24 protein-coding genes and 1 pseudogene are annotated in these 26,277 nt (G+C 37.5%); all 25 read right to left on the bottom strand.

The window, feature by feature from the left end; genetic code table 11:
• Nucleotides 1-2,384, bottom strand: a pseudogene (locus ACO6FI_RS02915) (hypothetical protein); the annotation flags it as partial.
• Nucleotides 2,385-2,668: 284 nt separating this feature from the next.
• Entirely contained in the window at nt 2,669-3,145 is a 477-nt protein-coding gene (locus tag ACO6FI_RS02920; RefSeq protein WP_485456031.1) for a GNAT family N-acetyltransferase, read from the bottom strand.
• A 69-nt stretch (nt 3,146-3,214) separates the two neighbouring features.
• Entirely contained in the window at nt 3,215-3,928 is a 714-nt protein-coding gene (locus ACO6FI_RS02925; protein WP_485456032.1) for a hypothetical protein, read from the bottom strand.
• A gap of 12 nt (nt 3,929-3,940) precedes the next feature.
• Entirely contained in the window at nt 3,941-5,119 is a 1,179-nt protein-coding gene (locus ACO6FI_RS02930) for a VWA domain-containing protein (RefSeq protein ID WP_485456033.1), read from the bottom strand.
• Between the two features lie 9 nt (nt 5,120-5,128).
• Nucleotides 5,129-7,357, bottom strand: a complete 2,229-nt coding sequence (locus tag ACO6FI_RS02935; RefSeq protein WP_485456034.1) for a DUF5682 family protein — start codon at nt 7,355-7,357, stop codon at nt 5,129-5,131.
• Nucleotides 7,358-7,366: 9 nt separating this feature from the next.
• Nucleotides 7,367-8,452, bottom strand: coding sequence for an ATP-binding protein (locus ACO6FI_RS02940; RefSeq protein WP_485456035.1), 1,086 nt, complete (start codon nt 8,450-8,452; stop codon nt 7,367-7,369).
• 12 nt (nt 8,453-8,464) lie between these two features.
• Nucleotides 8,465-9,298 (bottom strand): HEAT repeat domain-containing protein, encoded by an 834-nt coding sequence (locus ACO6FI_RS02945; protein ID WP_485456036.1) that lies wholly within the window; start codon nt 9,296-9,298, stop codon nt 8,465-8,467.
• Nucleotides 9,299-9,309: 11 nt separating this feature from the next.
• Complete coding sequence (locus ACO6FI_RS02950; protein WP_485456037.1) at nt 9,310-10,851, bottom strand: SWIM zinc finger family protein; 1,542 nt, start codon at nt 10,849-10,851, stop codon at nt 9,310-9,312.
• A gap of 34 nt (nt 10,852-10,885) precedes the next feature.
• Nucleotides 10,886-12,115: a DNA polymerase IV gene (dinB, locus tag ACO6FI_RS02955; RefSeq protein ID WP_485456038.1), complete on the bottom strand. Its 1,230-nt coding sequence runs from the start codon at nt 12,113-12,115 to the stop codon at nt 10,886-10,888.
• Between the two features lies 1 nt (nt 12,116).
• Entirely contained in the window at nt 12,117-13,577 is a 1,461-nt protein-coding gene (locus ACO6FI_RS02960; protein WP_485456039.1) for a hypothetical protein, read from the bottom strand.
• A gap of 113 nt (nt 13,578-13,690) precedes the next feature.
• Nucleotides 13,691-14,080, bottom strand: a complete 390-nt coding sequence (locus ACO6FI_RS02965) for a thioesterase family protein (protein ID WP_485456040.1) — start codon at nt 14,078-14,080, stop codon at nt 13,691-13,693.
• A gap of 37 nt (nt 14,081-14,117) precedes the next feature.
• Nucleotides 14,118-14,987: an MBL fold metallo-hydrolase gene (locus ACO6FI_RS02970; RefSeq protein WP_485456041.1), complete on the bottom strand. Its 870-nt coding sequence runs from the start codon at nt 14,985-14,987 to the stop codon at nt 14,118-14,120.
• Nucleotides 14,988-15,237: 250 nt separating this feature from the next.
• Entirely contained in the window at nt 15,238-16,518 is a 1,281-nt protein-coding gene (locus ACO6FI_RS02975) for a VWA domain-containing protein (protein WP_485456042.1), read from the bottom strand.
• Between the two features lie 25 nt (nt 16,519-16,543).
• Nucleotides 16,544-18,772 (bottom strand): beta-carotene 15,15'-monooxygenase, encoded by a 2,229-nt coding sequence (locus tag ACO6FI_RS02980; RefSeq protein WP_485456043.1) that lies wholly within the window; start codon nt 18,770-18,772, stop codon nt 16,544-16,546.
• Nucleotides 18,773-18,825: 53 nt separating this feature from the next.
• Nucleotides 18,826-19,239 carry an EamA family transporter gene (locus tag ACO6FI_RS02985; RefSeq protein WP_485456044.1) on the bottom strand — a complete coding sequence of 138 codons (414 nt, stop codon included), beginning with the start codon at nt 19,237-19,239 and terminating at the stop codon, nt 18,826-18,828.
• A 9-nt stretch (nt 19,240-19,248) separates the two neighbouring features.
• Nucleotides 19,249-19,728, bottom strand: a complete 480-nt coding sequence (locus ACO6FI_RS02990) for a pyridoxamine 5'-phosphate oxidase family protein (protein ID WP_485456045.1) — start codon at nt 19,726-19,728, stop codon at nt 19,249-19,251.
• 121 nt (nt 19,729-19,849) lie between these two features.
• Nucleotides 19,850-21,799 (bottom strand): PTS fructose transporter subunit IIABC, encoded by a 1,950-nt coding sequence (locus ACO6FI_RS02995; protein WP_485456046.1) that lies wholly within the window; start codon nt 21,797-21,799, stop codon nt 19,850-19,852.
• Between the two features lie 10 nt (nt 21,800-21,809).
• A complete protein-coding gene (gene pfkB, locus ACO6FI_RS03000; protein WP_485456047.1) occupies nt 21,810-22,730 on the bottom strand; it encodes a 1-phosphofructokinase in 921 nt (306 codons plus the stop codon).
• Between the two features lie 143 nt (nt 22,731-22,873).
• Complete coding sequence (locus ACO6FI_RS03005) at nt 22,874-23,302, bottom strand: hypothetical protein (RefSeq protein ID WP_485456048.1); 429 nt, start codon at nt 23,300-23,302, stop codon at nt 22,874-22,876.
• 3 nt (nt 23,303-23,305) lie between these two features.
• Nucleotides 23,306-23,554, bottom strand: a complete 249-nt coding sequence (locus tag ACO6FI_RS03010) for a type II toxin-antitoxin system prevent-host-death family antitoxin (RefSeq protein ID WP_485456049.1) — start codon at nt 23,552-23,554, stop codon at nt 23,306-23,308.
• Entirely contained in the window at nt 23,518-23,886 is a 369-nt protein-coding gene (gene crcB / locus ACO6FI_RS03015; RefSeq protein WP_485456050.1) for a fluoride efflux transporter CrcB, read from the bottom strand. The genes ACO6FI_RS03010 and crcB overlap by 37 nt, the downstream gene beginning before the upstream one ends.
• 10 nt (nt 23,887-23,896) lie before the next feature.
• Complete coding sequence (locus ACO6FI_RS03020) at nt 23,897-24,157, bottom strand: hypothetical protein (RefSeq protein WP_008754205.1); 261 nt, start codon at nt 24,155-24,157, stop codon at nt 23,897-23,899.
• Between the two features lie 29 nt (nt 24,158-24,186).
• On the bottom strand, nt 24,187-24,696 hold the full coding sequence (locus ACO6FI_RS03025; RefSeq protein ID WP_008754208.1) for a HEPN domain-containing protein: 510 nt from the start codon (nt 24,694-24,696) through the stop codon (nt 24,187-24,189).
• A gap of 30 nt (nt 24,697-24,726) precedes the next feature.
• Nucleotides 24,727-24,912, bottom strand: a complete 186-nt coding sequence (locus ACO6FI_RS03030; RefSeq protein ID WP_485456051.1) for a hypothetical protein — start codon at nt 24,910-24,912, stop codon at nt 24,727-24,729.
• 250 nt (nt 24,913-25,162) lie between these two features.
• Complete coding sequence (locus tag ACO6FI_RS03035) at nt 25,163-26,155, bottom strand: alpha/beta hydrolase (protein ID WP_485456052.1); 993 nt, start codon at nt 26,153-26,155, stop codon at nt 25,163-25,165.
• Nucleotides 26,156-26,277 lie beyond the last annotated feature (122 nt).

Genomic DNA, 26,277 nt, shown 5'->3' on the forward strand with positions numbered 1-26,277 from the left:
TTATTTTTTGAAATATTCTCATCTTTATTCCAATAAAAAGTTGTTCCGTCCATTACATCGGAACCGGCTTGGCTTTGCAAAGAAAGCTGCTCTCCTATATTTGTTCCCTTTCTAAATGACAATATACCTTTAGCACTGAACTCTGTTTTTAATGTTTTATCGCTTGTATACAAAGCTACATTATAACTTCCGTTATTATATGATGTTGAATTTGAAATCTTTATATTCGGACCTGAATTTGAATCAATTCCCTTTGCTTTATTTTCATATGAAATTGAATTATCAAGTTTATGTGCACCATATACATTTGAGCCACCCATTTTAAATCCGTTACCGTTTCCGGCATCCAACATTATATTGGGCTTGTCAAATGACAAATTTCCATACTCATCCACTGTTCCCGGTGCAAATTCAAAGTTCTTTTTACTACCACCGTTCTTTATCAGTATATATCCGTTTCTATATGCGACACCGTTTTTTATGGTTACATCTCCTATAGACCCCGTTGCCACCTTTGCAAACAGATCCCAGCCGTCATCTGCATTATATGCCGCAATACAACCGTCAAAAACATTACCTACTCCGGATGTTATCTTAGCCGCAAATCCGTCAGCATCTTCCATGGCCGAATCGGCATTGTTCATTGATGTACAGTTTAAAATATAGTTGTAACTTGGCCATTTATCTTTAGAATCTTCGCTGCTCCCTGAAATCTGCAGTCCGGTTGTTCCGTTATTAAATAAATTTAATCTTTCCGCTATATTATGGCTTCCCGAGATTCCAAGTCCTTTATATCCGTCTGCAGTATTCGTAATATTAAACTGCTTAAGTTCCCAATAATCTCCGCCAAGGCTAAATCCCTTGCCGCTTCTATTAAAGTCTAATGTTGCAAAACCCCCGTCTCCCTGTATTCTTATAGGGTTATCTTCTCTTCCGTTTCTTCCCTTTTGTACAATTAGAGACTTATTTGACATATCATAAACTTCAGGTTTCAATAATATTGTCTGTCCCGGCTTAGCATACTTTATTGCAGACTCCAAACTTATTGCATTATCATATCCTGAACCGTCATTTTCATCCAAGCCTGTATTTGATACATATATATAAGAATCTTTTCCTATAGTTCTTAATGATACACTTTTATTTAGTGTAACAGTTGCATAAGATTTAAGCTTTACAAAAGGTTCCGGTTCATAGCCTGCTTCAGGGGTAAACTCAACACTGAAGTTTTTACCTGCTGATAAATCATAATCTTTCTTAAGTTCCTCATTATTAACGACTTCCACGCTGTCTTTAAGTACATTATCTTGATATATTTTAGCCGATCCGTTTGCATTGGCTTTAAAAACTAATGTATAATTTTCTTCTGCCGCAGTATCAGGACTTGTAATCTTTGCCTGTAGATCTATATATCTGCTTTCTTGAGGTCTCCAATCATTTGCATCAAACTCACTTTTTTCAAATTTTATATTTGAATATGTGACATTCATACCTCTTGCAACGGCAAATCCTACATATGCAAAACGATCCTGTACATTCATAGGGTCATTTAACTCTTCATATCCGCTTATACTGTTTGTACGAATATCCTTTGCCTGTATAGGAATTTCATACTTATAAAGCTCAGTGCCGTCCATAGCAAGCTGATATACAACATAGCTTGAAGAATTTTTCTCCAACCTGACTCTGTAAGTATCTCCACTGCTTACCTTGTCTCCATCCTTGTCAAATCCTAATCTATAAACTTTAAATGTGTCGGGATTAGGCTTTATCTTATTATCAATACCTGTGTACGCCCTTACTCCAAGCATATCCTTTACTTGAGTTGTAGAATTGAGTTCTCCCTTAGGAAGTTGTGTTGCACCTATAGATACCAAATTTGATTCAGAACTTGCCGGATCTCCTTTTTCACCTATAGAGTCCCTTACCATCAGCGCAAATCCTTCCTGTCCATCAGGTTTCGGATTCATATAATCGATCCTCACATCCGCCTCAAGAATAAAATTTTCTTTACTCGGATCTATTTTTGTATAATAAAAGCTTATTCCGTCAGCCGGATCGGAAGACACGAACTTTCCGCCCTTTTTATTTATACTTCCGTCTTTTTTATATGTTGCTGATTTTAAAACCACTTCTCCATCTATATCTGCATCATCATTTACTGTATTTGTAATTGTAGATGTAGAAGGTCCAAAGTACGTAAAATTCCATTCTCTTGCATTTGAATCCGTTGCCCTTGAAATAACGGTATCACTTCTTTCTTCGGTTTCTGATGTTATCTCTACCCCGTTTGTCAAAGTACTTGCAAATACTTCCAAGTTATTACTTAACAGTAATATGCTCAAAATATATGCCATAAAGCATCTTAAAATATTTCTTTTCATATCCTTCCCTCAAAAATCATTATTTTTTAACAATATACCACCATTCTGTTCTATATTTTTTATCACGTTCCTCCTTTATTTTTATACAATAAGCTAATTTACTTATATAACAAAAAAGTTCTAAATACTATGTAAAAGTAGCCAAATAGTGCCTGTACCACTGATTTTTTGCCTATATAATTTAAAATAAAAAAGGTACTGCAAAATCGTTATAAATCAGATTTTGCAGTACCCTATTTTAAGTTATACTTTTGCCTCTACTCTATCAAGTACTTCGCACATAGTCACTCTCTCCTTTCCGCCATCCTCCTTAATGTATCTCCGTTTATCCTGTATGTGGTCCAGTCCGACATCTGCTCGGCACCAAGAGACAGGTAGAAGTCAATGCTCGGCTTGTTCCAGTCAAGACACCACCACTCAAGTCTGCCACAGCCTCTCTCTACAGCGATGGAGGCCAGTTTCTTTAATAAGGCCTTACCATATCCTCTTCCTCTAAACTCCGGCAGTACAAAAAGATCCTCAAGATATATTCCGGCTCTGCCTAAGAATGTAGAGAAGTTGTGAAAGAAAAGTGCAAACCCGACTTCCTTTTCATTCTCCATTACAAAGATAACTTCCGCCTTTTGCTTATCAAAGATCCACTCTTCTAAAATCTTCTCATCAGCAACCACTTCATCAAGCATTTTCTCATATGATGCCAGTTCCTTTATAAAATAAAGTATTAAAGCGCAATCATCTCTTTTTGCAAATCTGAAATTCATATTTCCCCCTAATTATTTATTTTACAACTCCTATAAGATACTCTATTTGCTCTTTAGGTACTTTGTATCCTACATAGATATATCCACATCCTTGATATCATCAATCATCGCTCCCGAATCTGTAGAAGTTACATAAACCATTGATATGGTTGTCTGTGAATCGGAACCCTCTGTTGAAATCTTTGCAAGTATCGCATATGAATTGTCCTTTTTACCTATATAGGCTATAGGCTCATAGTTTGCACCTGCCAAGGCCTCAAGAGACTTATCAAAAGCTGTCTTGGCATCGGCATTATCCTCCAACTTTGCACTTCCTTCATTGTACTCCCAGCCTTCTTTACCTTCCAACAGTTCCAAACTTCCTGTGATCTTTGCATTTTTGCTTAAATCCTCATATACATTGACAACCGCATATTCCGCTTTGGCATCAGGTGTCACTGCTATCCCTTTACAAAGATATGAATAATTTGTTCCCGATACAGTCTGTGAGCCAAGTACGGCTACAACCTCATACGAATAACCCTCCAGATTCTTGACAGCCATATCAAAGGCTCTCATTGCTTCACTGTTATCACTTGGTGAAAGCTTCTCACTTATACTCCAGCCGCCTAAACCCTCAGAATCTTCACCGCTCTGTGCAACACTTGTATCTGTAGTTGCAACCGAACTTGTCTGCGACTCTATAGCGGTCTTAGAATCTGAAGTGTTTGCAGCATCGGCTTTGCATCCCATAAGTGCAACTGCACAATATAAACCAAGTGTCATAATAAATAATCTTCTCATTTTCTTATCTCCTTATTTTTCCACACCGAATTTACTGGTTGCAAACTCACTCATATCCTCATTTTTCATCGCCTTTTCTAAGAGCCTTGGCAACATCTGCGGAGCGGCTGCAAAACAAGGAATACCGTTATTTGCAATTCTTTGTGCCATATTTGCATCATAATAAGGTTTGCCTGAGTCTGATATGGCAAGCAGGCAGATCACAATAACACCGTCTTCCTTCATCTGTGTCAATCTTCTGAGAAGTCCTGCACGGTTTCCGCCCTCTTCAAGGTCTGAAATCAAAAAGAAAATCGTCTTCTTCGGGTTCTCTATATATTTAGTGCAATACTTTATTGATTTTTCAATATCTGTTCCACCGCCGAGTGTAAATCCGAAAAGTAAATCAATAGGGTCCTCGCATTTTTCACTTAAGTCCACGATATTGGTATCAAAAGCCACAACCTTAGTCTTTATAGCACTCATACTTGCCAGGATACAGCTCATTATAGATGAATATATTACCGACTCTCCCATAGAACCGCTTTGGTCAATATCCAAAATAACAGTATATTTATTGGCGGCAGTTGTTGCGCTTCTCTCAAAGAAATAATACTTTTGAGGGATTATCTTCTTCAGTTTTGTATTGTAGTCTTTGATACCCTTTCTTATAGTAGTCTGAAAATCAAGTGCTGATGCTGACGGAATGGGAGAATGCAATTTTCTGTTTATGCTTGCTGTAACTGCCCTTTTTAAATCCGTTTCAAGCAAAGCATTTATTTGCTCCACTATTTTTCTTATAAAATCTCTGGCATTTTCCTTACTTTTCTTCGGTATCTGATCCTTTAGGGTAAGTATCATACTTGCCATATGCATATCCGGCTCTATATTTTCAAGAAGCTCAGGTTCAAATATCAGCTGCTTTAAGCCGCATCTTTCCATAGCATCGGACTGAATTATCTTTACAATGTCCTTATCAAAAAGTGTTCTCACATCCCCAAGCCATCTGCTTATCTGCGGACTTGATGCACCTTTTCCGGCTCCACCTCCGAAGCCGAATTTCATATCCTTGTTATAGATAGCATCAAGTGCCGTATCCATCATAAGATCTTCCTGACTTAAATCCGGTCCGTCTCCCATACCTTCCATTCTTTTTTGTGCTTCAGAACCAAGTATCAGTCTCCATCGCCTCAGTCTGTCATTTGTATCCATTTATATCTCCTAAAAGTCTCCAAAATCAAAGTCTTCGAGAATCTCCGTGTCTACTTCCTTTATCTCAGAGTTTATTATTTCACTTACTTCCTGAGCATTGAGTCCCCATATTTCACCAAGATTTTCAGCAATCATATCTTTTTCCTTAGCGCTGTACTCTACAAAAGCTCTTCTTAAAAAAACTGCCGAACGTCTGAATTCCTCTTCATCCAAGGTATCCATATACTCACTAAGGCTCTCCCAAAGTGTAAGTCTCCCTATAAGAGCATAATGATTTCTCATAGACAGACCTGCAAACCAGTTTGCACCAAGTTCTGCAGGCATACCTACAGAAAGTCGTCTTGATACCTCTTTTCTAAGAGTCGGCTCATCTATCTTACCTGCATCAAGCAGTATTGCAGTAGCAAGTCCTGAGATTTTTGTATTCAGATCATCTCTATTTGAGAGTTCTGTAAGCTTATCAAACCAAAGGCTCTCATCCAAAAAGTCCTGTAACATAAAAACATTATGTATTTTTTGAATGTCCTCCGCCAATGCAGCCGCCGCTATATCATCACATGCCGACTCCCCGACAAGCATAAGAGAAGCTCTGATACAAAGTCTTTTTACAATAGGTATCAGAGGTTCTCTGTCCAGTTTTCTGATATCACCGAATGAAATCATATTTGAAAGTTTACTTACGGTATCCGCGATATCACACATGGCTATTGCACCGTTTGTCATCTCATCAAGACTTCTTTTCGCACCCTCCACTATCTTAGGAAGTCCGCAATTAAACGCATCTTCTATAACATCCGCTATTTCAGATATCTTTGTAGCCTCTAATAGCCTTTCACTCAGCACAAATGCTACTGCATCCGCTATAGTATCTCCCTTTAATACGCTTTCAACTATCTGTATCTCAGCTTCCGGTGTCCACTGAAGTATCCAGTTCTCGGCCCAGGTTGCATTATCCTGACTGCTTCTTTTAATCTTAGCAAAATCTATTCCAAGTACAACAAGTCTGTATAAGAAAAACGATCTGTTTAAGTCAAGAAAAGCACTATCCTTTGACTTTACTCTTAGGTTTTCTCTTAAATCAAGCTGCAATGGTGTAGCCACAAGTTCCTTATATTTTTCAAGCTTTAACTGCTTAAGTTTAGAAGTAAAATCACTCTGTATAGATGTCTGCATAGCATCCTGAGGAACACTGCCTATCTTTTTGCCTATATCGGTTTCGGCAAAGCCCATTGCCATCTCACCGAAACTTCCACCGCCCATACAGGTAATACTTGCATCCTTTAAATCTTCAAGTGTGGGAACAGAGCCTCCACGAATAACAGCAAGTTCTCTTGCAAGCCTTGTCGCCTCTATTACCTGAGCGGATGAAACGATTCCGCCATGCTCTCTCATATACTTTGCCAGACTGCTCAGATACTTTCTTTCATGATAAGTAATATCTCCGTTTAAAAATCCCTGCCAAAGTAACTCATAATACGCCGGCGCCGCATTTCCCGCACCATAACCGGTTCTTTTACTAAGTCTATAATAAGAATACGGCATCAGTGTGACATTGGATTCTCTTCTTACCAATGCCTTATATTCCTTATCGGACATTGCTCCTTCAAGACTTTCAATAGCTGATGTATGAAAAGCACCTGTAATAGCCACTATTTTTTCAGTATCAAATCCCTTTTCTATATATTCCTTTATCTTTCTTTTCATAAAGCTTTCACGGACTGTATCTCTTATAAAGGATTTGTCATCTGAATCTGTATCTTTTCTTATGCTTTCTCCAAACAAAGCACTGCCGGCTCTATAGGCATGCATATCCTCACTCTGCTCCAAGGTTCTCTCCCAAAAACCTTCCATATCCGTTTCAATACTTTTCTTTGGATTTGTTTCTGAGATAATCTCCTCATCTTTAGTTTCATCATTCCTTTTTTCAAGTCCCAAAATTATATCGGATTCCAAATCAAAAAAATGACATTCCGTATTATTTTCCCTTGCCCAAAGAATTGCCTGATACTCCGGCGAATATTCTGCAAAAGGATAGAGAATTGTGTCAATAGGTGCTTCCTTTGTATATGCCATGATGGCAAACGGAGGAACAAGATTTTTTGAGACAATATCATCTATCAAAAAGTCAAAATCCGCCGGTCCCTCTATAAGCACAAGTGAAGGCTTTACTTCATCCAAAAACTGTCTTAGAAAATATGCACCTGCAGGTGAAAAATGTCTAATTCCAAAAGTTTTCATGGCTGCCTCCTAGCCATTGAGCATCCTACATTCATTGTAGAGTCCAATCCACTCTTTTCCACGCTTTTTCATTATATTCTCAAGGTACTCTTCCCAAACTTTTGAGTCTTTGGAATCTTCCTTTACTATTGCACCTTGAAGTCCTGCTGCAAGGTCCGCATCACTTATCTCTCCGTCTCCGAAGCTCCCTGCCAAAGACATACTGTTTGTAAGTAAGGATATAGCCTCTGCAGTGGAAAGTACATTTGCTGTGGATTTGATTTTTTGCTTTCCGTCAAGTGTCTCACCCTGTCTAAGCTCTCTGAATATTGTACAGACCTTCTTTATTACCTCAGCCTCAGGCACCTTTGAAAGCAATGCCATACCTTCTGAAAGCTTCTCAATTCTTGTCCTTACGATATCCATCTCCTCTTCAAGAGTATTCGGACTTGGAAGCACCACTATATTAAATCTTCTCTTTAGAGCGGCACTCATATCATTTACACCACGGTCTCTTGTATTTGCTGTAGCTATTATTGAAAATCCCTTCTTAGCCGCACTGTCCTTACCAAGTTCCGGAATCGAAATTCTCTTTTCGGAGAGAATTGAAATAAGGGCATCCTGTACCTCGGAGGCACAACGTGATATCTCTTCAAATCTGGCAATCTTACCCTCTTCCATAGCCTCAAAAACAGGACTCTTTATAATTGCCTTATCACTTGGACCTTCTGCTATAAGCATAGCATAATTCCATGAGTATCTTATCTGCTCCTCTGTAGTTCCTGCAGTTCCCTGTATAACACAGGTTGAGTTACCGTTTATAGCGGTGCATAGATGCTCCGACAACCATGACTTTGCAGTACCGGGCTCGCCGATCAAAAGCAATGCTCTGTCTGTTACCAAAGTGGCTATTGCTATTTCAACTATTCTCTTATTTCCTATGTATTTCGGCATTATTTTTACACCGTTGCACTCACCGCCCATAATGTAAGTAAGTACGGATTTCGGTGACATCTTCCATCCTGTAGGAATCGGATTTTTTTCAGCCGCAATAAGTGTATCTATTTCTTTTTGGAACATGACCTCCGCAGGGAGTCTTTGTAATTCTTCACTCATATCTATCACCTTTTATTTCTTCTTAACTACTACAGTTTTTAAAAATTCGATTGCCTTTTTATTTTTAAATGTCTTTAAAGTCTCTATAGCATCGGTTTTACTTGCTCTATCGGATGTTTTTGCAAGTTCAATCAAAAAGTCTATATTATCTTCACTATACATCAAAGACCTTATAGCCCTCTTTCTTATATCTTTCCTTGCCTCACCGTTTATAACAGACAAATAAAAATCATTTTCCTCTTCTTTTGCAAGGTCCGCGATAATATCAAATCTTAGATACATCTCACTCTTTCCCATCGGATCAAAGCCTCTTTTTAGCGGCTCTACCATCATCTTTCCGTTTTGCATGATCCATCTTCCGATCGCAAATGAGATCTCACTGTATCCGTCTCCAAGTCCTGCAATAAACTTTGCCAATATTCTATAGTCTAAGAAGATATCAGGGTTTTCTTTTCTGGCTTCCACCAACACTTCCCATCTACCGCTTCCTGTTGTAGTAAGTGCAGTTATAACAGGCTCAAGCATCTTATAAGAATAATTTCCGTTAATCTTTCCGCAACCCGCTTCGATATCTGAAAGCTCACCTGTTTCATATATACCTGCCTGAGTTTCAAGTACCGCATCTACAAGTGCAAGCAGATCCAAAGTCTTCTCGCCGGGATTATCACATACAAACAGCTCATCTGCCTGCTTTTTGATCTGGGCAAAAACAGGTGCCGCCTTTGAAAGAGCCTCCATATCATCTACACATTTTTTCAGTCTGAAGTCTTCCTTTATAAGAGAGCTGCCTGTAATTACACTGTTTCTTAATTGTTCCTGTAATTTATATAAAATATCCAAATTCATAATAGCCTCCCTTAATATGCCAATCTGAGTATTTCGTTTTCCGTGATAATACTTCTTGGCTCTACACAAATCTGCTTCAGCATCGAGTCATAATGTGCCAATCCGAATAACACCTGATTTTTTAGATAGTCTTTACTTGGAAGTCCGAATATTGCGTCCATGGCTGTTTTATCCTTAGTCATCGCCCTTAGTAAGATCTGTTTTCCTTCTTTATCCTCTGCTACAACATCACTTCCGTTTGTACCTATCTTAGCAAACTCAAAAAGTACTCCATAAGCATTATCGGATAAAGTAGCCTTCAATATATTTTTAGCAGGCTTTAAAAACTCTGTTATGTTCTTCTTTGCAAAGCTTCTTATCTTTTTAATATCATCTATGTTCAAATCTTCATCTGTGCCGCTCTCATAACGGATTCTTCTGTTTTCCCCCTCATTTGCAGGATAGAAATACAGCTTTTCAATAAACTTTTTACCAAAGAAGCTGTCATCTCTTTGAATATATTTCTTTGCTTTTAGAGGGCAATAATTGGCTGTATAATTTATATCTCCGGTATCAAGATCTATCCAATAGCCTTTATCTATATATTCTGCTTTTACATCATCATATTCCGATATAAAGCTCAGCTCCGCAATTGATACATTTTCCTTTTTAAGACCTGTTTCACCAAGTTCTTCAAGCTTCCAGACTCCGCCAAGTGCCTCATAGAATATATTATCATCAGGGTCGGTAGAATCACTTTCAAGCTTTTTATTAAGGTAATCCCTTGCTCTCTTTTCGATATATCTAAGCTTTGTTAGCTCCTTTACCGCTAAAGATAACAAATACTCCTCAACATAGTCATTTGGATAGTCGTTTCTTAACTCATCTATATAGCTCTTAGGATAATCATTTATTATTTCTTCTATAAACAGATCATTTTTTATCGTTCTTAAAGATTTTAAAAATCTTTTAAATATTATCTGTACTCCCGGCAAATAGTAATCTCCCAACTGTTTTGCCAGTTCATCATATTTTTTATCAAATGCTTTATCCACGCAGGCTGCCACACCTGAACCTGTTATTTGACTCATAACATCTTTTAACAGATCCAAGCCCTCAATCTGCTTCTTTATCTTCTTTGTTTTAGCCGCTTTTGAGGCTGCACTTGTTTTTTTCGGCTTGTCAGGATTTTTCTCCTTTTCAATCTCCTTCTCGGCCTTTTTCTTTTCTCTTGCCTCTATCTTTTCTCTCTTATCCAAAATATCCTGAGGAATCTCAGCCGTTTCAAAGCTCTTGCCCTCTTTCATCTCAAACATCAAGCCTATAGCATGTTTGCATGGAAACTGTCTGCTTGGGCAAGAACATCTAAATACCGGTTCACCCTCTTTTTCAAAGTCTATGGAAACATTATAATTGCTCTTTCCACTTCCTTTACACTCACCAAAATAAAGACTGTCATCAGCCGACTTCATTCTTTTTACAAAACTGTTTCCTGATGACAGCTTTCTGCCATTTGAAACCGCATTCGCATTAGGTGCTATAGAAACTATAGCCTGCTCATCAAAAGTTCTCATATATGATCCTTTCTTATATGTTTTGAGCCTTTTGTTACATAGACTCCATAACTTCTCTCATTTTTTCTATACATTCATAAGTTTTAAGCCTGTTTGATGAATTTTTTATCTCATCAAAATCTATTTTATAATAATTTTTCAGTTCACGCCACTTATCTTCCACTTTTTGGCTTATAATATCGCGCTCTCTTGAAAAAATATCGTTAAAACTAAGCTGCCTGCCCTCTTCCTCTCTCAGATGATATATTCCCGTTCCGATAAGCCTTATCTCACCCTTTTTCACATTCTTTAAAAGCATACTTGCACTCTCATATATTGTATAAGCATCATTGCTGCATTCATCTACAAGCATTGACCTTGTGATACTCTTCATATTTGAATAGGTGATTTTAAGAGAAACTCCCTCCCCGTAGAGTCCAAGTCTTTTTGCCCTTTCCTCTACACGAAAAGCTACTATAAAAAGCACATCATCCAAAAATTTAAAGCTTGATACATCCTTTTGAAATGTAAATTCCTTACTGATTGACTTGGCATCTTCCTGTTTGTAGGGTATCACCTTTCTGTTATCATATCCGAAAGCCAGACCGATAAGATATTCACCCTGTTTTCCCATAAATTTTTTTACAAAATCCGACTTGTCTTGTAAATCTCTCACAGTGTCTACACCATACATATGGAGCTTCCCGGCAGTCTTTTTGCCAACTGTATACAATGCTCTCACATCTCTGTCAATTACAAGGTTTACAAAATCTTCTCTTGTCTTTATTTCAAAATATCCGTCAGGCTTTTTCTCTTCACTTGCCGTCTTTGCTGCAGTCTTTGAATATGCCAAACCTACAGAACAGGTAAGAGAGAGCTCCTCCCTTACCCTTTTTTTGATCTCAAATCCTATTTTTCCTGCTTCCTCCCACGAAGATACCTTCTCTGTCAAATCAAGGTAGCCCTCATCAAGTGCAATATACTCCGTTATATCGGTATAACTCTCAAGTATCTTATGTAGGCTGTTTGATACCGCCCTATACTTGTCAAAATCCGGATGTTTAAAAATCCCCTTAGGACAACGATTATACGCCTCCTTAATATTCATACCTGAACGAATACCGTATTTTCTGGCTTCATAATTGCAGGTTGCAACAACACCCCGCTCACTTGGCTTTGAACCTATGATAAGCGGCTTACCTATTAGAGTTTTATCATCTCTCATCTCTACTGAAGCATAGAAAGCATCCATATCCACATGAATAATAATCTGATTTGTGTTCATATCAACCTGCAAAGAATGTACCGTCAAATACATCTCTTACATCTCTGCCGTTTATAGTTATTTCACCGTCCGATGATTTTTGCATAGGTATCCTTATAATATCTCCGCTACTTGTACTGTAATCTGTAAAAGTTTCATTGTCACTGCCTACAGGGGTCAGTAATATTCCTACAGGAAGAGTAATGCTGCTGTCATAACTTCCGTTTATCCACTTTAAACGCTCTCCGCTTAACTCGATTTTAGCGACCAAGCTTACAGGAGTAACAATAGTATAGTAGTTTTCCAATGCCTTAGGACTGCCTCCCTCACCTAATGCATACTTTCTTTCAACATTCACAGTGCTTATAGTCGCAACCCTCTCGCCAAGGTAGAACTTATTCGGATTTAGAGGATCGGTATCTGCAAAACACTCACTGATATCCGACTGTTTATCATTATTCAAATCAATCACCTTGATGCTCCTATAGTCATTATCATAGGTCAACTCAAGGTATAGGTATGCCGAATCTCCCCTTTTAAAAATATAGGCATCTGTAATACCGTAGCTATAGCTGTCATCCTTATACTCTCTCTTTGCTCCGTCAATTTTCATCTCGACTTCCTGTAATACACCGTATTCGTCAATGTCCTCATCGACTTCCACAACACGCTCCGTTCCGCCTATATTTACAGTCATCTCCCTGTCCGGAATGATTTTGAAAGCATAATCATCCGGTAAAGTAAGTACATCAGGCTTAAAAAACTCCTTATACTTTATATAGTCTATAGGAATAGACACCGACTGCTTCCCATACTTTGTATTTTCAAGCATATATATCATGAGTGCGCCGTTACCAAGCGACCAGGCAACATCACTGTCTTTGTTCTCACCGTCAGTAAAAGCATCCGGGTCCGTCAAAACCGATTTCAGTTTTTCACTAAAATTATCAATATCATCATAATCGTCTACAAAATCATGATCACTCATCAATTTTTCATACAGAGTATTTGCATTCTTTAAAACAGCTGTAATCTTAAGCTCCTTACCTGTGCTTGAGCTTATATTGACCCCTCTTAATTCTTCACTTGAAGCTGTGTTGTCAACTGTTACAGTATCTATCAATAAGCTGAATATATTGGAATCATACCTTGTCAGCTGTATTTTTGAATAGTCGCTTGTCCAAATCGAATTTATCTTTTTTATTGTATCTTCAAGATTTTTATTATCCGCTTTTATCTGCGGTATAATATTTTCAGGCGGTTGATACCCGTCTTGAGGCTTATAGTACACATTTGCATCAAGTATCTCTACGCCTTTTTTCACGCTCTCCTTTGTAGCCTCTGTAGCTTCACTTTCGTCTGTATCGCCGCTTTCACTTATCTTACTTTCGTTTCCGGGTAAGTTTATAGATATGGAAACACTCTTACCGCAGCCTGAAAGTAAAAATAATGCAGGAATCAAATATAACAATCTCTTTTTCATAGTATCCTCCTTTTTATGTATCTTATCATAAAAGTAAAATACTATATATAACAATAGTCTTAATATAAAAAAGTGCATCGGCTCCTGCCCTTACACTTTACTTATTTATATATTTACTTTTCCAACTTACTGTCGGTCTTTGCCTGGAACTTGTCATTATTTACAATGAATCTCTTGTGAATACCCTCACCTATAAGTCCTTTTTCATCATACGCCTCCACCTTAAAGGTCAGTTCTCTTCCGTCAATCTTTAAAAGTTCCGACTTTGCAACTACCTTCATACCTACAGGTGTGGCCGCTATATGCTTTATATCCACTGCAATACCGACTGTAGTAAATCCCTCATCCAGTATTTCATTTACGCTCATAAATGCCGACTCTTCCATCAGTGCAATCATAATAGGTGTTGCAAATACTTCCAAAAGTCCGCTTCCGATACCTGTTGCAGTCTTCTCCTTGGTAACCACGGTTTCTCTTTGTCCTTTGATTCCTACTTCCAACATAATATTCTCCTTCGCATAAAAATATATTTACACTATACTACTTCTGCAATATTTTGGGTAATACTTTTTCTATATTTTCTTTCTTATCACCGCTTTCATCAAAGCCGTCATAAGGTGCTTTAGGATCATGGACTTTCGGTTTTCTTCTTAACGAGTTACAAATTTCATCACTATGGGCAAAGGCAAAGTTTATATCATCAGTCCAACCTGTATGACCTGTAATAATCTTTAAATTAAGATTCCTTTTTCTAAGGATTTCTTCCAATCTTTTCAGAGATTTTATTTGAAGCTTTCCGTCTTCCGCCAGTGTATTTAAAAATGCATATCCTCCGTCAGCTCCGAACCAAATCGTATCCCCTGTAAACAGGTACATATCGTCAATAAGATATACCAGATGCCCCCATGTATGCCCCGGCACAATGAAGGCTTCTATCTTAATATCTCCGATAAAAATAACCTGAGAGTCATCAACTAAAACCTTTTTATTATCAATGTTTACTCTCGGCAATTTATATAATCCCCAAAAGACCTTCCTGTGCTTATTTCCCGTTAAGTACTCATTTTCAATTCTGCCGATATATATTGTTGAGTCTTTGAATATACCTTCACTGTCTTTTTCAATCGCTCCCACATGATCCGTATCCAAATGAGTTATTAAAATCTCCTTGATATCTTTGTAGTCAATACTCAGCCAACTCATCTTTTCTGCAAGTTTTTCATAGTTATACCCCGCATCAACCATTATCGTATGTCCGTTCTTTGTATAAAAGAAAATATTGACCACATATTCCCTGATACAGCTCACTCTTTCATCAATAAAACCTGTATTTAAAGGCTTAAATATTTCCTTTCCTTTAAACATCGCCGACATAAATTTCACTTGTGACTTTGAATCCGATTTTGACATTATATCACCTCCTCATATGATACCTTATTTTAAAACGGATCTTCACCGTTTGTATATTTTTTAAAGTATTCACTGTCCAAATATTCGCATTCTTCCTGCTTATTATTCCTCAGTTTGAATATACCGTTTTCATCAAAACAATCATATTCATCCTCACCTATGCTGGATCTAAGTTCCCTGATAAATGAACTTCTTTCCTCCCAATTTGAATCGTCTCCGGGAGCAAATTCGGCACATATTGTTTCATAATCTAAATCATTCCCTTTTTCCTTATGTCCTCAAGCCACTTCGGAAATTCCTCCAGAAGTCTTGAATAAAGCTCTTCATTTGATACTTTCTTGAAATCATCCAGCGCAAAGAAACCGGCATTGTCAACATATCTTCCGGTCATAGTATCCAACTTTTCAAGTATGCCGTAGTTTTGTCCGCCGACTCCTACAAATTGCCAAAAGATAGGCAGATGTGAAGCCTCCGTAATAATATTTTGTATTTCTTTCTTATGGTTGACTCCTCCGTCTGTAATAAACAGCACATACGCAGGTATCTTTGTGTTTTTATAGGCATCTACCACCATTTTAAGTACTGTCGGCTCATTATTCCTTCCGCCAAGCTCCATCATCAGACGCTTCCAATCAGCCGGAACCGCCTCCATGTAGTTGTCAAGATTTACACTCTTCATTCTTCTGGCTGTAGTGCCGTAGTACCAAAAATCAAGCTCACCGTCATCATCAAACTGTACCGCTAAAGGCAATGTCTTATTCACTATTTCCTGCACAGTTCCGTTTTTAAAGCGTTGACTCATAGATCCCGATATATCCAAGACAAGCCCTACTCTTGCAACTGTGGTTTCAAGATTCTTTTTCTTCAGCTCAAATACAAGCGGCTTTACAAGGCTCACAAGATGAGGAGCTTTTTCCAGTTTCTTTTCAAGCGATACTTTTTTGACTGTGATACTTTCAGAACCGGTGTTTGTAGCCTCAGGCTTCTTTGTCTCTTTTGGAGTATCATCAGTATTTTCATCTTTTATCTCTTCCCCGCCGAAATGCTTCAAGAGTGCTGAAAGCCCGCCGTCAAATCCACCTGCCACAAAGCCGATTCTCCATGTATCTTTGCGATAGATTTCTATAACTATAACAGCCCTTTCATTTGAGAAGTCTTTTCCTGTAAGCTCCAAATCTATACTTTCTTTGCCTGCCTGATATACCTTTGTAGTAAGGCTTTGCATCTCCCCCACCGTCTGAGTACCGTCTATACTTAGGGTGAAAATAAGTCTGTTTATTTTTTCAGGCAACTTTGAAAGCTTAAGTTTAAACCTAACACCGTTCCCTATATCTTCTAATGATAACTCACCTTCAGGGCTTTGCCTTTGATTGTAAAACACCATATATCTGTCATCTGAAAGCTTCCCTTCCCGGTCCACTCCGAAACAACAAAAATCATACTCCGCATTGCCGCAAATCTGCATATCCACACAGATATCTTCATTCAAATTTACATACTTTTCAAGCTTATCTTTCCAACCTCTTATCATATCTCTTCTCCCTAAAATTTACCGATTAGTTCTGCTTCACATCCACTTTATATATCACTGCATCACCATATTTTTTAAAAATTTTTGTACTTCCATCTTCATACATATATTTCACCACATCCGATGCCCTTTGTCTGTCTTTTAAATACTCCTTATCCACACAGATATACTTAATCTGTGCATAGTCAAGGTATCTTTTGAAGTGGTCAAGTGTCTTTACTACCGCAGGATTTCCGCCGCTTCCCGTAATATCCGTATATGTCCTGATATCAAGTCCCAGAGCGGATAATGAATCGTCATCTGATAATAAAAGCGTTCTGGGATTGCCAAGTTCCTTCAAATCCTCATATGCGTCTGCAAATTCTTTTCTCTCTTTCAAGTCTCTGTCTAAAAACTTATTATGATGATTGTAGATTCCGAATGTACTTTCGTCATTTATTGTTTCACTGAGTCCTCTTACTCCTGCCCAGTTTGTTAAACCTGTTATAAAGAATGCAAAAACTATACAAGGCAGCAGACCTCTAAAGAGATACTTTAGAGAATCTCTCTCAACCAAAAAGCAGGTTGCCGTTATTATCAGTGTAAAAAGCAGTATAAAATAATTGCCGTCTATCTGATTCAATATAAAAAGGCTTATTAAACTTACCAAGGCATCCGCCGCCAATAAAACAGCGATGTATGCAAATTTCTCCTTATTTTTATTTTTCTTAAACAAAAATCTTACAGATAGTATAATTGATACACCTGCCAATACCGCTATAAGTACAGTCGGCGACGCAATATATATATGCGCTTCCTTAGTCGGAGCTATAAAGAGCTGAAACAATCTGTAAATCATATCCACACTCTCTCCGGATGACATATTCATACCGCCGCTTTTATATATTCCGATTGTATAAGGATATTTCGTCTCTATTCCAAGTTTATACCAGACAGATGAATACACAGAGGTAATAATATGTCCTGTAAGCATATATGTCCTTGCATATACAAATACTATGGCAAGCAAAGGAAATGCAAGCAGATATATAAATCTTACATCAAAACTTTTCTTATCCTTTACTCTCTCAGGATTGTTTTTATTAAGTATATGCTCAAAAAATAAATAAATAAGATTTGCCGCTCCTATTCCGAAACTGAACAAAAAACTTGTGGGCTTATATATAATACTTGCAAGCAATGCCGTCAATGCGAATATGATATACAAATTTCGCCTGTTTTTGATATAAAGGCAAATATTCAGCACCGAAACAAGCTGCATAAGCAATGTTATCATATCCGTCTTTGCAGATATGCTCATATTCATAACAGCAGGTGTCACTGATACAAGTACAACTCCAAGCCATGCCTTATTTATACTTTCAGTGCATACCGATATTATCTCATATACACATATAAGCATCAATATTGCACAAATATAATTAAAGCTGAGTACAAATCCGAAAGTAATTTTATTATTCAAAGCCAGTGTAAGAATTTCAAGGCCCTTAGGGTACACATATACATCATTTACAGTGCCGAGCTTGTCATAGATTCCGGTATTTCCGATAAGTACGGACAAGCTCCTGAGTCCGTATCTTAATGAGTCATAGTCAAGTGCAATGTTAATTCTGCCAAGTTGCAAAAGCAAAGCCGAAAGCATTATTGCAGTGCCTACACAGAAATAATTTTTATCCTTAAGCTTTACAAATTCTTCATATTCAAATATGGAATCGGACTTCACCTCTATAACTTTAAAAATTCTAAGCCAAAGATATAATACTATAGTGAGCGCTACAAGCAAAAGTGTATATACTCTCAGCACTTCTATTGACGCTATATGTAAGGCCGACATTATGCAAACAGAAATAATATAAAAAAGACTGCCGATAACAAAGCTGTTTAGCATCCTTGTTATATTGCTCTCCTCTTTATATTTTTTTCTTATAAACAGTAATAATATATCTCCAAGCCATATCAGTGCCTTAACATATATAAAGACTATAATCAAAGCCGTGGCGGCCTGATGCAGATACAAATACGTTCCTGATATAAAGCTTACCGTAAAAACAATTATACTTTTACTTTTTACAACTCTGAAAATCAGATAAAAGCCTATAAAAAGCAAAAAATGCTCAATAAATAATTCTTTTGTGGCCGACTCTTCTATATATTCTAATATTTGAGTCTGATTAGCCAACAGCAAGTAACTGTATATACTTATTGCAGTCGAAATTATAAACAACAATACACATATAAGTCGCTTTTTTGTCATATGTATTCTCCGCCGGTTCCAAAATTTAATTCATACTCATATCTTACAAAACATCAAAGCACCATTATCAATGTGCCGACTCCTATAAGTATACAACCAATAAGTGACTTAAAGGTAAAACCTTCACGCAAAAAAATGAATGCAAGTACAAGAGTTATAATTACACTGAGTTTATCAACAGGTACTACTTTTGACGCATCTCCTATCTGCAACGCTCTATAATAGCAAAGCCATGAAGCACCTGTAGAGAGCCCTGATAATATAAGAAATATCCAACTCTTTTTACCTATATCAAATATATTGCTCTCAGTCTTTGTTATAAAAACCAATATCCATGCCATAAAAACCACAACAACCGTTCTTATTGCCGTTGCAAGATTTGAGTTTACCCCGTCAATACCTACCTTTGCAAGTATTGATGAGAGTGCTGCAAATATCGCTGAAAAAAGTGCAAAAACAAACCACATAAAGGCTCCCTACTTTTCATGTACCAGTTTACCCGTAATATGATCAATATTTATCACATACATTTTTACTCTGCTGCCTGCTTTTTCAATTTCCTTTTCAATGGATTCTTCGCTTGGATAAAATCCCTTTGCAAGCCTTCTCAAGCGATCATAGATCTTTTCCACATCGTTCACTTCCTCTACACGCCCAAGACATACCACGCTTTTGAAGGTATTTGCCCAATCTCCCTCTTCTATATGACCTTCATCTGTAGTTGTAAAACATACCTTATTATCTTTTTCCAAAAGGTCGACCTTCAGCCCCTGAAGTGCACCGTGAAAGTATATTTTACCGTCAGTCTCATCAAAATATTGATTTATAGTAACAGCATACGGATATCCGTTCTCACCGTTCATAGCTATAACTCCTCTTGGTGCACTCTTCAATATTTCAACGCACTCATCTTCTGAAAGTTGCTGTTTAAATCTTCTCATCGCTCTAAATTCCATCTTATCTCCATTCTGTTTCAAACTATATAAGTCTTTCAAATAATTATATCATAGAATAATTCTTACTGAATACAATTTTAACGCAAAAAGGCCTATGGTAAAACCCATAAGCCTGTAAATTCTAGTTTTCTTTCTTTTTTCCAAGATTCAGTGACAGCATCAAAAGAAGTGCACCCATAACCATACCTACAATCAGTGCGATTATATACATAATCGGATTTGAAACGGCTCCTACCAATACTGCAAACATTCCGCCGTGAGGTGCTCTTGATTTACAATCAAATACCATGCTCAAAGCACCTGCCACACCGCTTGATACAAACAGTGGCGGTATTACTCTTAAAGGATTACTTGCCGCAAAAGGTATTGCCCCTTCCGTTATAAATGAAAATCCCATAACATAGTTTACAAAAGCGCTTCCTCTCTGTGCCTGTGACCAAAGCTTCTTTGAAATTGTAGCGGAAAGTGCGATTGCAAGCGGAGGTACCATACCTCCCACCATAACAGCCGCCATTACATCACTACCGGCCGTACCTGATGTAGTAACAAGAGCCGTTCCCGTGACATATGCCGCCTTATTTATAGGGCCTCCCATATCTATAGCCATCATGGAGCCTACTATAAATCCTAATACAACCTTTTCACCGCCGCTCATACTTTCAATAAATTTTTGGAATGCCGTCATAATAAACGCCATAGGTGCATTCACTACGAACAACATCAACACTCCCATTATAAATGAGCCGAGTACAGGGAATAAAAATATCGGCTTGATACCGTCCATTGAACGTGGAACCCACGAGAATGCATATCTGAGTACGATTATAATGCCTCCTGCCAAGAATCCGGCTACCAGTGCTCCTAAAAAACCTGAAGGTGTGTAGCTTAACCAAGCCTCACTCTTTAGACCTAGTATACTGGGGTCTGCAAGTATACCTCCTACCATACCTACAATAAATCCCGGTCTGTCCGCAATACTTCTTCCTATGAAACCTGCAAGTATAGGCAGCATCATACTGAATGACAACTTACCGAGTACAAACAAAAGCTCGGCAAACTTATTATAACTCGGGTCTTCAGGATTAAATGAATTGATTCCCCAGAAAAATGACAAAGCTATAAGTATTCCGCCTGCCACTACAAACGGAAGCATATTGCTGACACCGTCCATCAAGTACTTATAGATTTTTCTTCCTACGCTCTCGCCGTCATCTCCTTCGTTGCTGACCTCATCGCCCTTATGATGATATATGCTTGCCTTGCCGTCAAGTATAGTCTGTATAAGTTCCTTAGGCTTATTGATGCCGTCGGCAACCTTTGTAAACAGTGTAGGATGTCCGTCAAATCTTGCAATCTCGACCTTTTTATCAGCCGCTACTATAATACCCTCGGCCCTGTCAATATCTTCCTTTGTAAGCTTGTTTTCAACGCCGATCTGTCCGTTGGTCTCAACTTTTACATCAAGTCCCATCTCTTTTGCGGCTTCCTTTATCTTCTCGGCAGCCATAAATGTATGCGCAATACCTGTAGGACAGGCTGTAACGGCTACAATATATTTTCTTTTCTCATCAGACTTGGTGCTTTCTTCTTCAGGCTCTTTTTTTGGCTCCTCAGTCGATTTTACAAAGTCCTCAAATATACTTTGTACCTCTTCCTTTGTGGTAGCTTTGTCAAGTCTGCCCTTCACATCAGGATTCATAAGTGCCGTAGAAAGTGTGGACAGCGCCTTAAGATGCTCGTCCGCTCCGTTTGCAGGAGCACAGATCATAAATATATGTTTTGCAGGCTGAGAGTCAAAACTCTCCCACTCCACACCTTCATCACTTTTTGCATATATAATCATTGCTTTATCAAAGCAACTTGCCTTGGCATGCGGTATGGCTATCCCGTCTCCTACACCGGTTGTTGAGAGCTTTTCCCTCTCCAAAAGAGCATTTAAAAACTCATCCTTTGTAGTGATAACCTTCTTTTCCACAAGCATATCGGTCAGTTTGTTCAAAGCATCCTTTTTATCTGTGGCTTTGAACCCGAACTGAATCAAATCAAATCTAATCAACTCTGTTAAAGTCATATAACCTCCTTTACAGATTACATTTATCTACTTTTATTTGTACCAATAATTCATCAATAAGCTCTTTTTTTCCTACACCTGCGGAAAATGATGTCGCCCCTCCTGCCGCCGATGCATACTGTAAGCTCAGCTTATAGTCTTTGGTCTCATCATACTTTGCTACAAACATCGCAAGCATACTGTCACCTGCAGCTATTGTGGAAACCACCTTTCCCTTTGCAATATTTGCACTGAAAACCTCACCTTCCCCTGTAAAGAGTATTGCTCCCTTGCTTCCTCTTGAAACCAATACATTTAAAGCGCCCATTTCCTGAAGCTTTCTTGCATACTTTGCAATATCTTCAACAGTATCTATCTTTACACCAAACATCTCTCCAAGTTCAAACTCGTTAGGCTTTACTACAAAAGGTTTATATTTAAGCGTATTCAGTACCATATCCTTATTACTGTCAACTATGAGCTTGGCGCCTTTTTCTCTTACTTTCTTTGCTATATTTACAAAGTCGTCAGCTTCCATTCCCGGTATAATGTTTCCCGATAAAAATACACAGTCCTCACTTGAAAGTCCGTCTAAAGTCTTAAAGAAATCATCTATATTTTTCTTATTTACACTGCTGCTTTGTGAATTTATCTCCGTCTCGGTTTCTGTAGTAAGCTTTATATTGATTCTTGTAAACCCGTCCGTTTCAACAAAGTCTGAATCTATTTGTTGCTTCCTTAATTCCTCTTTGATGTAATACCCTGTAAATCCGGCAATAAAGCCAAGTGCTTTGCTCTTTTTACCGATATTTTTTAACAAAAGAGAAATGTTTATTCCCTTGCCTCCCACGACATATTTTGACTCACCGGTCCTGTTGAGCTTACCAAGTTCAAAATTTTCAACCTTTGTAAGCATATCAATAGCCGGATTCAATGTAATTGTATAGTACATATAAAACCTCCATGACTATATACAGTAAATATCTTACTTGTGGGTACATTATAACATACTTATTATACATTGTGTAAAATAAAAAGCCCTCAAATCGAATCAAAAATCCGATATTTTGGGCAATTTTATTATTATGCTTTCTTTTATTTCCTTGACTTATAAAATTCCTTATACTTAGGATCGTCATATTCAAAGTATCTGTAACTTACAGCCTTTATCTTTACAAGTTTCTGCCATATTTCAAAGGCCTTATCAAGCTCACCGCTTTCATATGCATACTTTCCCTTCATATGCTCCAATTCTTCATCAAAATTATGTAGATTATCATTATTTTCAGTCATTCTGTCAAGCCATATTTTGGCATTTACCAAATCATTATTTTCAACAGCTTTATTAAAGAAAGATTTGGCATACCCATAGCCCTGATTCCACTTGGCTCCGGACTCCGGGAATGCACTCCAGCCTTTATCTGCACTTTCAAATCCCTCTTTTAAATTGCCTTCGTTGATTTTAGTTACTGCGTCCTTACCGTATTCGATAACACTTGCATATCTTTCTGCATCCAACAGCATATCTTACTCCTCCACCGGTGCTTTCAATTCATCCAAATTCAACCAACCTTCACCATCTTTTACAACCTCTTCAGCCTCCTGCAACTTCATCAAAAGCTTTTTCTCTGCATGATCACGCTCATAATCTTCAATATCCATAACTACAAAACCTCCTCTGCCATTCTTAGTCAAATATACAGGTTCTCCCTTATGACAATTTTTCAAGACTTCATTACTTATAACTTTACCACCGCAGCCAGCTTCTTTCCACATAATATGCCTAATATACAGCATACAACACTTAATACAATATATAATCCGCCTAATGTATATTGCTTATTATCAAGCAAGTTAAACGCTTCAAGTGAAAATGTTGAAAATGTAGTGAATCCACCACATACACCCGTCTTCCAAAACAGCACGGTATTACCCGATATATTGTCTTTGTTACTTGTAAACCCGACAATAAAACCGATCAATATTGCACCTGCTATATTTGTAATAAGTGTAAGTATCGGAAATCCTGTTTTAACCGGTATAAGACTTATCGCATATCTTGCCATTGCTCCCAGAGCTCCTCCAAGTGCCACAAATAAAAAACTCATAATTCCTCCTTTATTTAAAAGACCCGCCACCTCTATAGGTATTTACAGTGCAGGTAAATCTCTTCCCGCATTTCGGACATTTTATAACATGGTAAATAATATCATCAATCCAATACCCGTCTTTTATATGTTCCCCTAATTTGCAACTTCCTTCAACTACTATAAAACCCCTGTTTTCAACCAATTCTTTAATATACTCTATGGTTTCTTCATATAGTTTGGGCGTGGAAAAGTATTCTATCTTTTTAATATCTGAACAATAATCACACATATTTTTTACCACCCATAATTATTCCGTTCCTATAAATCAGTATATCTTTCCAAGTCCGTTAAATATTGCTTAAGTGCTTTTAGCATTTTTGCAAGCTCAACACAATCTATTTTGCCCATCTCTATCAAAGCATACTTTTTCTTATTCTCATCAAAATCCGGATATCTGGTTTTATTGTTGAGTGCCGAAAACTTGATATCTTTCAGCACCTTTATAAGCAGCTGTTCTCTCAACCTTTCTTCAACCATAGTATTGCCCTTGCCGTATATCTGAACCAGTATCTCAATTGACTTATCAAGTGAATGCCCTATAGTCTTTTTTATCATTTCCTTATAATAAGCATTTGTCACATCCACAATCTGAGCAATTTTGGCTTTAATTTGTTTTTCCATAGCCTGCACATAAAAGTACGCTGCCTGATTATAAAGTTCTCTGCTCTCAAGTATAACCGCAGATTTTTCATCCTGCATAGCCGTTTTAAGATACTCATGTGCCACTTCCAAAGAATCCTTCAAAAATTTCCGATTACCTAAATACATTTACTCTCCTAACTTACTATAATTTTATACTTAACTCTTACTGCAAAGTAAGCTTTCTATCATAACCAAAACCATATTTTGTGGATTTATTTCAAACTCGTTTGATACTATACGCTTATTAAAATACTTAACCGACTTATCATGATTAAGAAATTTATTTATACAAAGATACTGTTCAATTTCATCAAGTATAAATGCACTTTGTTTTAAATCCAAATCACTAAGACCTCCCCCTATAGGATTTATCTTTATTAATAGTTACTTTAATTACTAAACATGATTATAATATAAGTTGATAAGTTAATTCAAGTTTGGAAAAATGGGGAATAGACAATGTTTGAGGATTTTAAGTAGTTTCTCACTAAAAATCAAATAACCCGACAAACATTATAAGAGTGTGTGTCGGGCATTGTTAAATTCAAAATAGAATACTGATCTATGTTATTACTTTCTATGAATCACCTGATTACATATTCTCTTTAAAGAATTTATGTATTTTATCAAAAGGAATCACCTCCATATTATCGTAGAGGTCTGTATGTGAGGCTCCTTCAATCGAAAGGAACTCTTTATTATCTGTATACTTGCTGTCTTTTATCATGTTTTCATAGGCTTCTTTACCAAAGTAGTAGCTATGTGCCTTATCTCCATGAACTATAAGCACTGCACTGCGAATTTCATTGCTATACTTCAAAATAGGTTGGTTAAGAAATGACATGGTTCCTACCACATTCCATCCGTCATTTGAATTAAGAGATCTGCTATGGTAGCCTCTCTCTGTCTTGTAATAGGCATAGTAGTCTTTCACAAACTGAGGAGCATCCTCAGGAAGCGGATCAACTACTCCACCTGCCCTTTCATAGGTTCCTGTCTGATAGTCCTTTGTTCTTTGCTCATTAAATCTTTTTCTTGCTTCATATCTTGCTTCTTCACTGTCCTGTGAATCAAAATACCCTTTTGCCGCAACTCTGGTCATATCATACATGGTAGAAGCTACCGTTACTTTAATTCTGGTATCTATCGCTGCCGCATTAATTGCCATACCGCCCCAACCGCAAATTCCGATAATACCTATTTTATCCGGGTCCACTTTTTCATAATTACTTAAAAAGTCAACCGCCGCTTGAAAATCTTCCGTGTTAATATCCGGTGAAGCCATATATCTTGGGATTCCACCACTTTCTCCTGTAAATGAAGGATCAAATGCAATAGTCAGAAATCCTCTCCTTGCCATTTCCTGTGCATATAATCCTGATGACTGTTCCTTTACCGCACCGAAGGGTCCGCTTACGGCTATAGCCGGAAGTTTCCCTGTATGATTTTTAGGCTCATATAAATCAGCCGCAAGAGTTATTCCATAACGGTTTATAAATGTTATTTTTCTATGATTTACTTCCTCTCTTTTATCAAATTTCTTATCCCATACATTTATTAAATCTAATTTTTCTGTTGTCATCATTTGATTATCCTCCTATTGTTTTTCAATCCTTTTATAATTTTGCCGAAACACCGTCAACAACTGTATTATAAATCTCCGTTTTAAAAACATCAAATATCTATATCTTATATTTAGATATTCCT

The organism is Lachnoanaerobaculum sp. (assembly GCF_057250505.1).